Below are 12,841 nucleotides of genomic sequence, written 5' to 3' on the forward strand. Positions count from 1 at the left end.
GGCACGTCTTCCCGATCCGCGATTCTTCCATGCTCGATCTCGCCCGCAAACGTATCGTCCTAGGCATGTCGGGTGGCATCGCCGCCTACAAAGTCGCCGAGCTCGTGCGCCGGCTTACCGAACAGGGGGCGGTCATCGACGTCGTCATGACCGACGCCGCGACGCACTTCATCACGCCGGTCACCATGCAGGCGCTGTCAGGGCGGCCCGTCTATGTCAGCGAATGGGATGCCCGCGTCGATAACAATATGGCGCATATCGACCTGACGCGGGGCGCCGACGCCGTGCTGATCGCCCCCTGCAGCGCCGACTTCATCGCCAAGCTGGCGCACGGCATGGCCGACGACCTGTTGTCCACCCTGTGCCTGGCACGCACCTGCCCCCTGCTGATCGTGCCGGCCATGAACCGCGAGATGTGGGCCAACCGCGCCACACAGCGCAACGCCGCGCAATTGCGCGAGGACGGCGTCGAAATCCTGGGCCCGGCGGCAGGCGACCAGGCCTGCGGAGAGATCGGCGACGGCCGCATGCTGGAACCGCATGAGATCCTGGCCGACGTCATCGCCTTCTTCCAGCCCAAGACGCTTGCGGGCAAGCATGTGCTGTTGACCGCCGGCCCGACGGTCGAACCCATCGACCCCGTGCGCGTCATCAGCAACCGTTCGTCGGGCAAGACCGGGTATGCGATCGCGCGGGCCGCCCGAGAGGCGGGAGCCCGCGTCACGCTGGTCAGCGGTCCGACATCCCTGCCCGCCCCGCGCGGGGTGGATATCCAACCCGTGCAGACGGCGCGGCAAATGCATGCCGCGGTGATGGCGCAGGCGCGGCAAGCCGATATATTCATCGCCGTTGCCGCCGTCGCCGACTGGCGCGTGAAAAACGCCAGCGCACAGAAAATGAAGAAGGACGAATCCGGGGGCGGCGCGCCGGTGCTCGAGTTCGAACCCAACCCCGACATCCTGGCCGAGGTAGCGGCAATGCCGGACGGCCCATGGTGCGTGGGCTTCGCGGCGGAAACCGAAGACCTGGCCGCGCACGCGGAAGCCAAGCGCCGGCGCAAGGGTGTCCCGTTACTGGTCGGCAATCTGGCGCATCGTGTCATGGACCTCGACGACACCGAGCTCGTGCTTTTCGATGAAAGCGGCATGCATCCGCTGCCGCCGGCCGCCAAGCTGGATGCGGCCCGGCGCCTTGTCGCCGAAATCGCGGCGCGACTGCCCGGCTGACCTGCTCTTAGTCCGCCTGCGCGGAAGCAGCCTGGGTGGTGCGGCTGGCCCAGGCTCCCAATGGCAGGGGCGGCTGCGGCGCGACGATGCGATTCAATATCTGCCGCAGTTCAGCCCACCCGCCGCGATCGCTCGGCCACCGGCTGGGCAGGACGGTCCGCCAACCTGCCAAGGGTGAGCCCCTCGCCATGACGAATCGAAAGGTGTAATACCCAGGCATGCCCATGCGCAGGTCGGTGACCACGAGGTCGCCGCCGATCGCGTCGTAGCGCAGCCAGCCCCCCGTGAACCACTCCAGACGCGCCAGCAGTTGATCGGGCGGCAGGCCCCGCAGCAATCCCCGGTTCAGCGGCTGGCGCAATTGCTCCGGTTCGTCGCGATCGAACACGCTGGCCACGGTTTCGTAGTACGTGTCGTCGGGCCCGCGCGCGACAACCCGCCAAAGCAGGCTATTCAAGGGCATGGGCGCGGAAAACATCGCCGACGCGCGCTCGCCGCGCGCGGCCAATGCGGTACGCACGTGCTGCTCGACCAGGGTTTTCGCGACCAGCGTCCAGGCCAGGTAGGCCGCCGCGAACCCCAGCGCCCCGCCGCGCAGGCGGCTGATGCGTTCGCCCCAGACGAGGTTGGCCAGGAATGCAGCCAGCAAAGGCAGCGTGAAGACCGGATCGATGATGAAGATGCTGGATAGGCTGGCAGGCTGCACCGGCAACGGCCAGAACAGCTGGGTTCCATAGGTCGTCATCGCATCCAGCAACGGGTGCGTGATCAGCACCAGCCACAAGGTTAGGAATAGGCGGCTCGCGGAATACGGTGCCGACGGCCAGCGCCGGCGCACCAGCCAGGCCAGCAAGGCGGCCAGGCCGGTCAGGACGAAGAGGGAATGGGAAAAACCCCGGTGATAGGTCATCAGCGAAACCGGATCGGGATACGGCACAAATACATCCAGATCCGGCAGCGTGGCGAGCACGGCACCGTACAGCAGGGCCTTGCGTCCCTGAAAACGACCCAGCAGGGCCGCCTGAATGGCTCCCCCCATAGCAACGTGCGTAAGCGAATCCATGTTTTGCGTGTATTCCATTGCCAGCGGTGCGCGGCGCCGCCCCGCGCGGCGCCCAGCCGACAAGGTAAGATACCGCATCCGAATGGCGGGGCGCGACATGGACCATTTCGTCGACCAGGTACGAAGCTTTATCGAGGCCAACCAGGATTGGGCTGGCCCCATCACGGCCCTGCTGACCATGGCGGAATCGCTTGTGATCGTCGGGCTGTTCGTGCCCGCCACAGCGCTGATGCTGATCACCGGCGGGCTGGTCGGCAGCGGATCGCTGGACGGCAGCACCATCCTGCTTTGGGGCATCGCGGGTGCTGTCGTGGGCGATGCCTTGTCGTATTGGCTGGGGCGTGGCGTCGGCCCGCGCGTGCTGCGCCGCTGGCCGCTCAGCAATCATCGCCCCGCCGTCGCGCGCGCGCGGCTGTTCTTTTCGCGGTACGGCTTCGCTTCGGTGCTGGCCGGGCGGTTCATGGGCCCCATCCGCAGCACGATCCCCACGGTTGCCGGGGTGATGGGAATGAGCCACGCCCGCTTCCAGGCGGCCAATGTTTTGTCGGCCGCCCTATGGATGCCGGCCATGCTTGCACCCGGCTACCTGACCATGCGGAACATGGACGACATCTCGGGCGCCAGCCACATCGGCATGCTGATCGGCACGGGTATCTCGATCCTGCTTGGCGTATGGCTGTTGTGCGTGATGCTGCGCAAGCGGCGTATCCCTTCCGCCGCGCGCCGGACGCGCCGGTAGGAGCTCGCATGGCGATCGATGGCGAGCCCAAGGACGGCGATTACGTCCGCTATATCGAGAAACTGGTGAACCGCGGCCAGGCCGCGCCGGGCCAGGTCCTCGGCAAGGCGGGCCACGCGGGGCCGTCACCGCTGCCACCGCCCTCGCCCGGCGAAGTGGTTCGCGATGCGCCGCCTGCCGCCCGCCGGCCTGCCGCGGCGTGGGGCCGCGGGGCCGCGTCGGCCACGCCCGCTTCCGCACCGTCACGCGACACCGCGCCACCCGCACAGGACACTTTGGCCGCGCGCGCCGGCAAGCGCCGTGGCGCTCTGGCAGTCACCATCGTGGGCCTCGCCATCGCGTGGCAAGCGCTTCGCATGCTGTTCCAGGCGCTGCGCCAGCCGGAATTCGATCCACAGGACCTGGTGCCCGTCGCCTTTCTATTGATTTTCGCCGGCATGCTCTGGCGGGCTGCCCGCAGCCAGCGGACACGGGCCGGCCAGCCGCCCGCCCGCCTGCCTCCGTTGACCACCATCGCCAAACACGAGCCCGGTAAACCGGCCCGCTGAATCCCTTGCCGTCCGCGTTCGGCGGACGCTCCAGCCTTACCATCCCGAAACGATGAAATCCGTAGCCCTGAAAATCCTCGACGAACGCATGCGCGAATTCCTGCCCGCCTACGCCACGCCCGGCGCCGCCGGCCTGGACTTGCGTGCCTGCCTGGAAACCGCGCTGACCCTTGCCCCGGGCGAGACGGCGCTCGTGCCCACGGGGCTGGCCATCCACATCGGCGATCCCGGATATGCCGCCATGATCCTGCCGCGTTCGGGCCTGGGCCACAAACACGGAATCGTACTGGGCAATCTGGTCGGGCTGATCGACTCCGACTACCAGGGGCAATTGATGGTGTCGACGTGGAACCGTGGCAGTGCCGACTTCACGTTGCACCCCATGGACCGCCTGGCGCAGATGGTCATCGTGCCCGTGGCCCAGGTGGCCTTCGAAGTCGTGACGGACTTCGACGCGTCGGAGCGCGGCGCCGGCGGCTTCGGCAGCACGGGCCGCGGCTAGCTGGCGCTTTGCTGCGCCAGCGGCCGCCAGGGGCTTTTGCGGGAAAGCGGCCCAGCCGCCCCCCGCGTGCCTATCGTTGACCGAAGCTGGCGTCGACGAACAGCGTTTTCAACTCGCGGGGCTGCGAACGCCAATACTGCTTGGGTGCCTGTACATGCTCGCCCAGCTGCGCCGCGGCATGCCAGGGCCAACGCGGGTTATAGAGCATGCCCCGCGCCAGCGACACCATGTCCGCCTTGCCTTGGGCAACGATCTCGTTGGCCTGCTCGGGCTCCGTGATCAACCCGACCGCCATTGTCGGCAAGCCGGTCTCGTGCTTGACGCGTTCGGCGAAAGGCACCTGGTATCCCGGCCCCAGCGCGATCTTCTGCGCGGGCGACATACCGCCCGAGGACACATCGATATAGTCGCATCCCCGCGCCTTCAAGGCGTGGGCGAAGGCCACGGTTTGCTCCAGGTCCCACCCGCCATCCACCCAGTCGGTCGCCGACACGCGTATGCCGACGGGCTTGTCCGCGCCGAATGCCGCGCGGACGGCATCGAACACTTCCAGCGGAAATCGCATGCGGTTTTCCAGGCTGCCGCCATATTCATCGGTGCGGCGATTGGCAAGCGGCGACAGAAACTGGTGCAGCAGGTAGCCATGCGCGGCATGCACCTGGACGGTATCGAAACCCAGACGGTCCGCACGGCGGGCGGCTTGCACAAAGGCGGCGCGGACGCGTTCCAATCCCGCGGCATCCAGCGCATGGGGCGGCTCCTCGCCGTCCTTGTACGGGACGGCGGAAGGCGCGTCGCATATCCATCCCCCTTGGGCCGAGGGAATCTGGTCCCCGCCTTCCCACGGCGTATGGCTGGAGGCCTTGCGGCCCGCGTGTGCCAGCTGCATTCCCATGTGAATGGTCGAATAGCGGCGGATCGCGTGCATGACCTTGGCGATGGAGGCCTCGGTCGCGTCATCCCATAACCCGAGGTCGGCGGGAGTAATCCGGCCACCCGGCTCGACGGCGGTAGCCTCGGTAAACAGCAGGCCCGCGCCCGACAGCGCGAGATGCCCGAGATGAATCATGTGCCAATCCGTCGCCTTGCCGTCTTCGGCAGAGTATTCGCACATAGGGGCGATGACGATACGGTTGGGGAGCGACATCCGCCCCAGCGAAATGGAAGAGAATAGCGATGCCATGCGAACTCCGAGCCAGGAAACCTTGCCGTTATACCGCAGGGATAGGCGTATTTTCCTGAATACCCTACTTCGAGTCCGGGCAGCCGGGTGGGTCTATGATCAAGAAGTCATGCGGCTCCGCATGACCCGTTTCCGACACTCACCCGTCAAGGAGTACGAGCATGAAGCGAAAGGCATCGGCAGTATGGAAAGGCGATCTCAAGTCCGGCACGGGGACGATTTCTACCGACAGTGGCGCGCTATCCAGCGCACCCTATGGCTTCAACACACGTTTCGGCGATACCAAGGGTACGAATCCGGAAGAGCTTCTTGGGGCAGCGCACGCCGGCTGCTTCTCCATGGCACTCTCGAACATCCTTGGCGAGGCGGGCATGACGGCCGATAGCATCCAGACGGAAGCGGTTGTCACGCTGGACAAGGCCGACGGCGGATTTGCCATTACCGCGGTGCATCTGACCGTCGTGGCCAAGATACCGGGGGCGGATCCTCATGCCTTCGAAGAAGCCGCGAATAAAGCCAAGGCCGGCTGCCCGGTCTCCAAAGTGCTGAACGCCACCATCACCATGGACGCGCGCCTGGCTTCCTGACGCGCCGTAACGCCGGGCGCCGCCAACGTGCCCGGCAGCGAACTCCTCGCCGCCTTCCCACCCCTTCTGAATGAGGCCGGCGCCCCGTGGGCACACCTCCTGCGTCCGGGGCGGCCACGGTCCCCGTTCAGGCAACGTCCTCAATAGGCCCACCCTAATTCCACCCTAAGTTTAATTTATTTGACCAATTGCTCATCCGCCCCGACAATAAGAACCATTCTCATAAGGAAGACGCCATGAGCGAGTTGATTTACGCGATTTCGGGGGGCAAGGCTGCCCTCCAGGACGGCGGCAAGATGCCCGCCGGCCTGCGCCGGCTGATCGGCTCGGGATTGCTCGTCGCGGTGGGATACATCGATCCGGGCAACTGGGCCACCGACATCGCCGGCGGCAGCCGCTTTGGCTACCATCTTCTGATGGTGGTTTTCCTGGCTGCTTTCCTGGCGCTGGGATTCCAGGTGCTGGTCTCGAGGTTGGCGCTGGCGACGGGCCAGGACCTGGCGACGCTGACGGTGCGCCATCTTCCGCGCCCCTTGGCCAGGACCGCATGGCTGGCAGGCGAAGCGGCCATCCTGGCCACTGCCCTGGCGGAACTGATCGGCGGTGCGATTGCGCTGCGCCTGCTTTTCGGCATCCCGTTGATGGCCGGCGTCGCCATGACGGGTGCCGGCACGTATGCCGTTCTTCTGTTCGCGCGCAACAATGCCGAGCGCCATGAGCGAATTATCGGCCTGCTGCTCGCGATCGTTTCGGTGTCGTTCGTGTACCTGCTTTTCCAGGCGAACCCGGCGTGGACCGAAGTCGCCAGCGGCGCCGCGCAGCCCACCCGCGCGCTGCGTTCCCCTGAAGGGTTCATGATTGCCCTGGGCATCATTGGCGCGACGCTCATGCCGCACAATCTCTACCTGCATTCGGGCGAACTGGCCCAGCGCGCGCACGGCCTGCCCGTCGCGATGCGAGGCATGGCGATGCGCGTGGCCCGTAGCGATACGGTGTTCTCGCTGGGCATCGCGACCCTGGTCAATGCCGCCATCATGATCGTCGCCGCCGCGTCGCTCTCGGGAACGGGAGTAGCGGTCAGCAGCCTGGACCAGGCCCATGCCGCGATTGGCAAGACCCTGGGCGTCGGCGCGGCTATCGTGTTCGCCGTGGCCCTGTATGCGGCCGGGCAAAGCTCGACCATCACCGGCGTACTGGCTGGCAAGGTGCTGTCGAAAGGATTCAGCACGGGAGGATGGTCCGATCGCCGGCGCGCTTTGGTGACGCGGGCGGTTGCCGGTGTCGCGGCCATGGGCATGCTGGCCTATACCGGAGGACAGGATCCCGATCAGTTGCTGGTGCTGAGCCAGGTGATATTGAGCCTGGCACTGCCCTTCGCCCTGGTGCCGCTCGTCATGCTGGCCGTGCGGCGGGAGGTGATGGGGTCTTTCGTGTTGCGGGGGGTCTGGCGCGCGTTGGCGATCGCGGCCACAACGGCGATCATCCTGCTCGACGGCTATCTTTTGCTCGTCCAGGCAATGCCCGGTTAAGGATCACGGCCAGGCCACCGCCGAAGGCAAAGGCCTGGCCGTGATCGTGCAACGCATCAGGCGGTTTCGAGTTCGCCCAGATACGCCGCCCGGACCTTCGGGTCTGTCAGCAAGGTCCTGGAAGCGCCGGACAAAATCAGTTCGCCCGACTCCATCACGTAGCCACGCTTGCTGTATTCCAGTGCGAGCCGCGCATTCTGCTCGATCAGCAGGATCGTCACGCCGTCGGCGGCGATGCCCGATATCACTTCGAACACCTTCTCCACCATGAGCGGCGCGAGTCCCATCGACGGTTCGTCGAGCAGCAACAAGGTGGGACGGGCGATCATGGCACGCCCCAGGGCGACCATCTGCTGCTCGCCGCCGGACAGCGTGCCCGCCGCCTGCTTGCGGCGTTCCGCCAGGCGCGGGAACTGCTCGAAGACGCTTTCCATATCGGCGCGGATTCCGGCCCCGTCGCGCCGCACATAGGCGCCCATCGCCAGGTTTTCCTCGATGGTCAATTGGCCGAAGATGCCGCGTCCTTCGGGGACCATGACGAGTCCTTCACGGACCAATTCGTGGGGCCGCCGTCCCTGGATGGACGCCCCCTGGTAAAGGACTTGTCCACCCGCGACCGGGATGAGGCCGCAGATAGCGCGCAGTGTCGAACTCTTGCCCGCGCCATTGGCGCCGATCAGGCACACCAGTTCGCCGCGGTTCACCACCAGGTCGACACCACGCACCGCGCGAATCCCCCCATAGGCGACCTGCAGGTCACGCAATTCGAGCAAAGGCGTTTGGCTCATGCCGCCGCCTCCTGTGCCGCGCCGGCACCCAGATACGCTTCGATTACCTTGGGATCGCGCTGCACATCGGCCGGCTTGCCCATGGCCAGGACTTTGCCGTATTCCAGTACGAGTACGCGATCGCACAAACCCATTACCAGTTTCATATCGTGTTCAATCAAAAGCACGGTAACGCCATCGGAACGGATTTTCTCGATCAGCCGGCGCAGGACCACGGTTTCGGAGGCGTTCATGCCGGCCGCCGGTTCATCCAGTGCCAGCAGGCGCGGTTCGGTCGCCAGCGCCCGGGCGATCTCCAGCCGCCGCTGATCTCCGTAAGACAGGGACTTGGCGATGTCGTTGGCACGCGCCGCGATACCGGTGTACTCCAGCAAAGCATGCGCGCGCGCTTCGATGGCGGCCTCTTCCGCGCGGGTTCGGCGGTTGCGCAGCACCGCGCCGATCAGCCCCGCCCGCGTGCGTACATGCCGGCCGATCATGACGTTTTCCAACGCCGTCAGATTCGCGAACAGACGGATGTTCTGGAACGTGCGCGCCATGCCCAGCGTAGCGATTTCATGCGGTTTCGCGCCCACCAGGTTTTCGCCGGCGAACACGCATTGCCCCGCTTCCGGTACGTACAGCCCCGTCAGCACGTTGAACAATGTGGTCTTGCCCGCCCCGTTCGGGCCGATCAAGCCATAGATTTCGCCGCTCTGGATATCGAAGCTGACGTCCGATAGCGCCTGCAGGCCACCGAATCGTTTGCCCAGCCCGCGTGCTTCAAGCAAGGTTGCAGTCATGCCTGACCTCCTTCGGACGATCGGCTCAGCTCACGCTTGCGTACCGACGAGGGCCACAAGCCGGCGGGCCGGAACAGCATGACACACACCATGGCAAAGCCGAACAACAACATGCGGATGGCTTCCGGATCGACGACGACGGCGCCGAAAATGGCCTTCTGGGCCGGAACGATAACCGCGCGCAGGAATTCCGGAAAAACCGCCAGGACGATGGACCCGAGGATCACGCCCGGAATATGGCCCATTCCACCCAGCACCACCATGCACAGGACGGAGATCGATTCGGTAAGGCTGAAGCTTTCCGGACTGACGAAGCCCTGCATGGACGCGAACAACGAACCGGCCACGCCGCCGAACGAGGCGCCCATCGCGAAGGCCAGCAACTTGATGTTGCGTGTATTGATCCCCATGGCCTTGGCCGCGACCTCGTCTTCCCGTATGGCTTCCCACGCCCGCCCGATGCGTGAATTCTGCAATCGCAGGCACACGAACATGATCAGCAAGGTCAACAAGAGCAGGAGGTAGTAATACTTCTCCGGCCCCGTCACGCGTATCCCGAACAGCGTTTCGGTGCGGTTGAAGGCAAAGTCCGCCACGCGGAAAGGGTCCACGCGGTTGACCCCTTGCGGCCCGTTGGTGATATTGATGGGAGCGTTCAGGTTGTTCAGGAAGACCCGGATGATCTCGCCGAAGCCCAATGTGACGATGGCCAGGTAATCGCCGCGCAGCTTCAGGGTGGGCGCCCCCAGCAGGATGCCGAACAGGCAGGCCAGCGCGACGCTGATCGGCAGGATGGCCCAGAACGGCAGGTGCAGGTTGAAATGCGGCGACGCCAGCAACGCCCAGGTGTAGGCGCCAACGGCGTAGAAAGCGATATACCCCAGATCCAGCAGGCCGGCGAAGCCCACCACGATGTTCAGGCCCAGGGAGAGCATCACATACAACAGGGCGAAGTTGAGGATGCGGACCCAGCTTTGGCCAGCCATGCCCAACATGAAAGGCAGGACAGCCAATGCGGCCGCCACGAGCCCTATACCCAGCCACGCGGCGGGTGAAATGCGGCCGCGCGAAGCAAAACTTGTCATCATGCGCGATCCCCCACACGTTCGCCGAGCAATCCGGAAGGACGGAAGATCAGGACAAGCACCAACACGAGGAATGCGAACACATCCTGATAGTTGCTGCCCATGAAACCGCCGGTCAGATCGCCGATGTACCCTGCTGCCAAGGCTTCGATCACCCCCAGCAATATGCCGCCGAACATGGCGCCGGCAAGATTGCCGATGCCGCCCAGCACCGCGGCGGTAAAGGCCTTCAGGCCCAGCATGAAGCCCATCGTGTAGTGCGCCACGCCGTAATAGGTAGTCACCATCATGCCGGCCACGGCGGCCAGCGCCGAGCCGATCAGGAAGGCGGCGGAGATCACCGTATTGATATTCACGCCCATCAGCCCCGCGACCTCGCGGTTCTGCGCGGTCGCCCGCATGGCCGTGCCCAGGCGGGTCTTGTGCACCAACAGTAGCAGCGCGGCCATGACCAGCGCGGCGATGAGGATGATGGCAATCTGCAGCGAACTGATCTTTGCGCCGCCCAACGAGAACATCTGGAGCTTGACGATCTGCGGGAAGTGTTCGTAGTCACGTCCCCAGATCATCATGGCGAGGTTTTGCAGGATGATGGAAACGCCGATGGCGGTGATCAGCGCCGCCAGCCGGGGAGCTCGCCGCAAGGGACGGTAGGCGACGCGTTCCGCCAGCCAGCCCAGCGCCATGCAGACGGGCGCGGCGCAAAGCAGGCCCACCCCGAAGACAAGCCATGGCGAAACCGACGGGTCCGCGCCGACGAGGGTCAACGCCAGCGTGGTCGCCACCATGGCGCCCACCATGACCACATCGCCATGCGCGAAGTTGATCAGGCCGACGATGCCATACACCATGGTATAGCCCAGCGCGACCAGGGCATACATGCTGCCCTGGGTCAGGCCGTTGATAAGTTGCTGAATGAAAATATCCATGGAATGCCAGGTGAAACGTGAATCGCGCGGACAGCCGATGCCGCGCACCGATGAACCCCGGAGATGGGGTTGCGGCACGGCGTCGCGCCGTGCCGCGGCGCCTTTATTGCGCCTGGCTCACCATGGTCTCGACCATCTCCCACTTGCCGTTCTTGACCTGGTAGATGGTTACGGACACTTCCTTGAGGTCGCCGTTGGCGTCGTAGGCGATGCTTTCGCTGGTCGCGCCCTTGCGATGCAGCTTGCGCAGCATAGGCAGATACTTGGCCGAGTCTGCGGAGCCGGCCTCTTCCATGGCCGTAATCATGTTCCACGCACCGTCATAGGCGTACGGCGCATAGACACCCGGCTCTTCCTTGAAACGCGCCTTGTAGGCCGCGGCGAACTCCTTGCCCGCGGCCATTTTGTCCAGCGGCACGCCGGCCAGCGAGGCATACGTGCCTTCGGCTGCGTCTCCGGCAAGCTTCAGGAAGGTGTCGCTGCGCGTCATTTCGCCGGAAACGAAAGGCATCGTCAGCCCCAGCGCCGCGAGTTGACGCTTCATCGGGCCGGACTGCGCATCCAGGCCGCCGAAGAATATCGCTTCGGGAGCAGCCCCCTTGATATTGGTCAGGATGGACGTGAAGTCGTTTGCCTTGTCGGTCGTGTACTCGCGCCGGACGACCTGGCCACCCGCCGCTTTCACGGCTTTCTCGACCTGGTCGGCCAGGCCCTGGCCGTAGGAAGTGCGGTCGTCGATGATGGCGATCTTCTTGCTGTGCAGGGTCTCGACCATGAACCTTCCCACCGCGGCGCCCTGCTGGGTATCGCTGGTCATCATCCGGAAGGTGTTGTCATAACCCTGCTTGGTGTATTCGGGCGCGGTACCCATGGCGATCTGCACCAGGCCGGCATCGTGATAGACGCGCGAGGCGGGAATGGTGGTGCCGGAATTGAAATGTCCCAGAATGCCGCTGACATCGTCATCGACCAATTGCTGGGCCACCGTTACCGCGGTACGAGGGTCGGCCTGGTCATCCCGGGAAACCAGCACGAACTTGACCGCTTTGCCGTCCAGCTTGATTCCCTTCTTATTGGCTTCGTCGATGGCCAGGATCAGGCCTTTCTGCATGTCCTCGCCATAGTGCGCCTGGGGTCCGGTCAGCGGACCGGCATAGCCTAGTTTGATTTCCGTATCGGCCGCATGCGCGGCGCCTGCCACGCAAAAGCCGGCGGTGACGGCCATGGCGAGCGATCGTATCGTTGTCGTGAAGCGCATCTATTCCTCCTTGTAGGATAGCCAAGTAAGATCTGCGGGAGGGTGGTCCCGTCCGTCCTTGCCGCACAGTCCGCGGGTGACGCGGACCGGTGCTATTGTGAATTTATGCATGCGCCGGATAGGCGCGCCTTTGGCGCCAACGGCGCCATGGCAACGGAATTTTCGATGCCGCCAAGGGCGACAGGTATTGGCGATTACCCTCCCCACCATAAAGCCGGGCATCCCGGACCCTACGGCAGGCAGAAGGATATGTCATGTCATCCCCGGCGCGCTTCGGTATCTGACTACTGAAGCACACCGGGGTTTTCGCTTTTTCAACGCTTGCACGCCTCTGGCGTGGAAAGTGCCTTAGCCTATGGTCATCAGGCTCGCATTGCCGCCAGCCGCCGCCGTGTTGACGCTGATGGAGCGTTCCGCCACCAGACGGTCGAGCACATAGGATTGCCCTTGTGCCAATGCATCGACCGACAGCCCCTGCACCGATACGATCGGTCCCGGGCGGGCGGCCACGCGTCCGCTCAGCAACCGCAGCGCATCGCTGTCGCCCTCGAACAGGACAGCCTGGAAATCGGCCGATTCCACATCCTCGTCGCGCGTGAAGGCCACGCCATCGCGCTGGGCG

At 64.9% G+C, this 12,841-nt stretch carries 13 protein-coding genes and 1 pseudogene; 6 read left to right on the forward strand and 8 right to left on the reverse strand.

The genetic code is table 11. The features are described from left to right. The first annotated feature begins 29 nt into the window (after positions 1–29). The gene (coaBC, locus tag CAL28_RS18085) at positions 30–1,226 is read left to right on the forward strand and encodes a bifunctional phosphopantothenoylcysteine decarboxylase/phosphopantothenate--cysteine ligase CoaBC (protein ID WP_094842660.1); all 1,197 of its coding nucleotides are present in this window, start codon (positions 30–32) and stop codon (positions 1,224–1,226) included. A gap of 7 nt (positions 1,227–1,233) precedes the next feature. Here the strand turns inward: coaBC and CAL28_RS18090 are convergent, their stop codons facing one another. Beyond that, a complete protein-coding gene (locus CAL28_RS18090; RefSeq protein WP_094844703.1) occupies positions 1,234–2,289 on the reverse strand; it encodes a metal-dependent hydrolase in 1,056 nt (351 codons plus the stop codon). A gap of 97 nt (positions 2,290–2,386) precedes the next feature. On the opposite strand from CAL28_RS18090, the gene CAL28_RS18095 reads away from it, so the two are divergent. The 3 genes from CAL28_RS18095 to dut are packed head-to-tail and all read left to right on the forward strand — an operon-like array spanning position 2,387 to position 4,078. Next, on the forward strand, positions 2,387–3,028 hold the full coding sequence (locus tag CAL28_RS18095; protein ID WP_094844704.1) for a DedA family protein: 642 nt from the start codon (positions 2,387–2,389) through the stop codon (positions 3,026–3,028). Between the two features lie 8 nt (positions 3,029–3,036). Then, positions 3,037–3,576 carry a hypothetical protein gene (locus tag CAL28_RS18100; RefSeq protein WP_094842661.1) on the forward strand — a complete coding sequence of 180 codons (540 nt, stop codon included), beginning with the start codon at positions 3,037–3,039 and terminating at the stop codon, positions 3,574–3,576. A 52-nt stretch (positions 3,577–3,628) separates the two neighbouring features. Further along, positions 3,629–4,078, forward strand: a complete 450-nt coding sequence (dut, locus tag CAL28_RS18105; protein WP_094842662.1) for a dUTP diphosphatase — start codon at positions 3,629–3,631, stop codon at positions 4,076–4,078. Between the two features lie 70 nt (positions 4,079–4,148). On the opposite strand, the gene CAL28_RS18110 is transcribed toward dut, so the two are convergent. Further along, positions 4,149–5,261, reverse strand: a complete 1,113-nt coding sequence (locus tag CAL28_RS18110) for an NADH:flavin oxidoreductase/NADH oxidase (protein WP_094842663.1) — start codon at positions 5,259–5,261, stop codon at positions 4,149–4,151. Between the two features lie 161 nt (positions 5,262–5,422). Here CAL28_RS18110 and CAL28_RS18115 point away from each other — a divergent pair, with 161 nt between their 5' ends. Continuing rightward, on the forward strand, positions 5,423–5,848 hold the full coding sequence (locus tag CAL28_RS18115; RefSeq protein ID WP_094842664.1) for an OsmC family protein: 426 nt from the start codon (positions 5,423–5,425) through the stop codon (positions 5,846–5,848). Positions 5,849–6,084: 236 nt separating this feature from the next. Continuing rightward, the gene (locus tag CAL28_RS18120) at positions 6,085–7,377 is read left to right on the forward strand and encodes an Nramp family divalent metal transporter (protein WP_094842665.1); all 1,293 of its coding nucleotides are present in this window, start codon (positions 6,085–6,087) and stop codon (positions 7,375–7,377) included. Between the two features lie 56 nt (positions 7,378–7,433). Here CAL28_RS18120 and CAL28_RS18125 read toward each other — a convergent pair whose 3' ends face one another. The 6 genes and pseudogenes from CAL28_RS18125 to CAL28_RS30315 all read right to left on the reverse strand — a co-directional run. Further along, positions 7,434–8,165, reverse strand: coding sequence for an ABC transporter ATP-binding protein (locus CAL28_RS18125; RefSeq protein WP_094842666.1), 732 nt, complete (start codon positions 8,163–8,165; stop codon positions 7,434–7,436). After that, positions 8,162–8,947 carry an ABC transporter ATP-binding protein gene (locus tag CAL28_RS18130; protein ID WP_094842667.1) on the reverse strand — a complete coding sequence of 262 codons (786 nt, stop codon included), beginning with the start codon at positions 8,945–8,947 and terminating at the stop codon, positions 8,162–8,164. Before CAL28_RS18130 ends, CAL28_RS18125 begins: the two co-directional genes overlap by 4 nt. Beyond that, positions 8,944–10,035: an ABC transporter permease subunit gene (locus CAL28_RS18135; protein ID WP_254926162.1), complete on the reverse strand. Its 1,092-nt coding sequence runs from the start codon at positions 10,033–10,035 to the stop codon at positions 8,944–8,946. The genes CAL28_RS18130 and CAL28_RS18135 overlap by 4 nt, the downstream gene beginning before the upstream one ends. After that, the gene (locus CAL28_RS18140) at positions 10,032–10,961 is read right to left on the reverse strand and encodes a branched-chain amino acid ABC transporter permease (protein ID WP_094842668.1); all 930 of its coding nucleotides are present in this window, start codon (positions 10,959–10,961) and stop codon (positions 10,032–10,034) included. The genes CAL28_RS18135 and CAL28_RS18140 overlap by 4 nt, the downstream gene beginning before the upstream one ends. A gap of 103 nt (positions 10,962–11,064) precedes the next feature. After that, entirely contained in the window at positions 11,065–12,219 is a 1,155-nt protein-coding gene (locus CAL28_RS18145) for a branched-chain amino acid ABC transporter substrate-binding protein (RefSeq protein WP_094842669.1), read from the reverse strand. Between the two features lie 348 nt (positions 12,220–12,567). Next, positions 12,568–12,801 (reverse strand): annotated as a pseudogene (locus CAL28_RS30315) (hypothetical protein); the annotation flags it as partial. Between the last annotated feature and the right edge of the window lie 40 nt (positions 12,802–12,841).

This window comes from Bordetella genomosp. 11, from assembly GCF_002261215.1.
Classification (GTDB): domain Bacteria; phylum Pseudomonadota; class Gammaproteobacteria; order Burkholderiales; family Burkholderiaceae_B; genus Bordetella_C.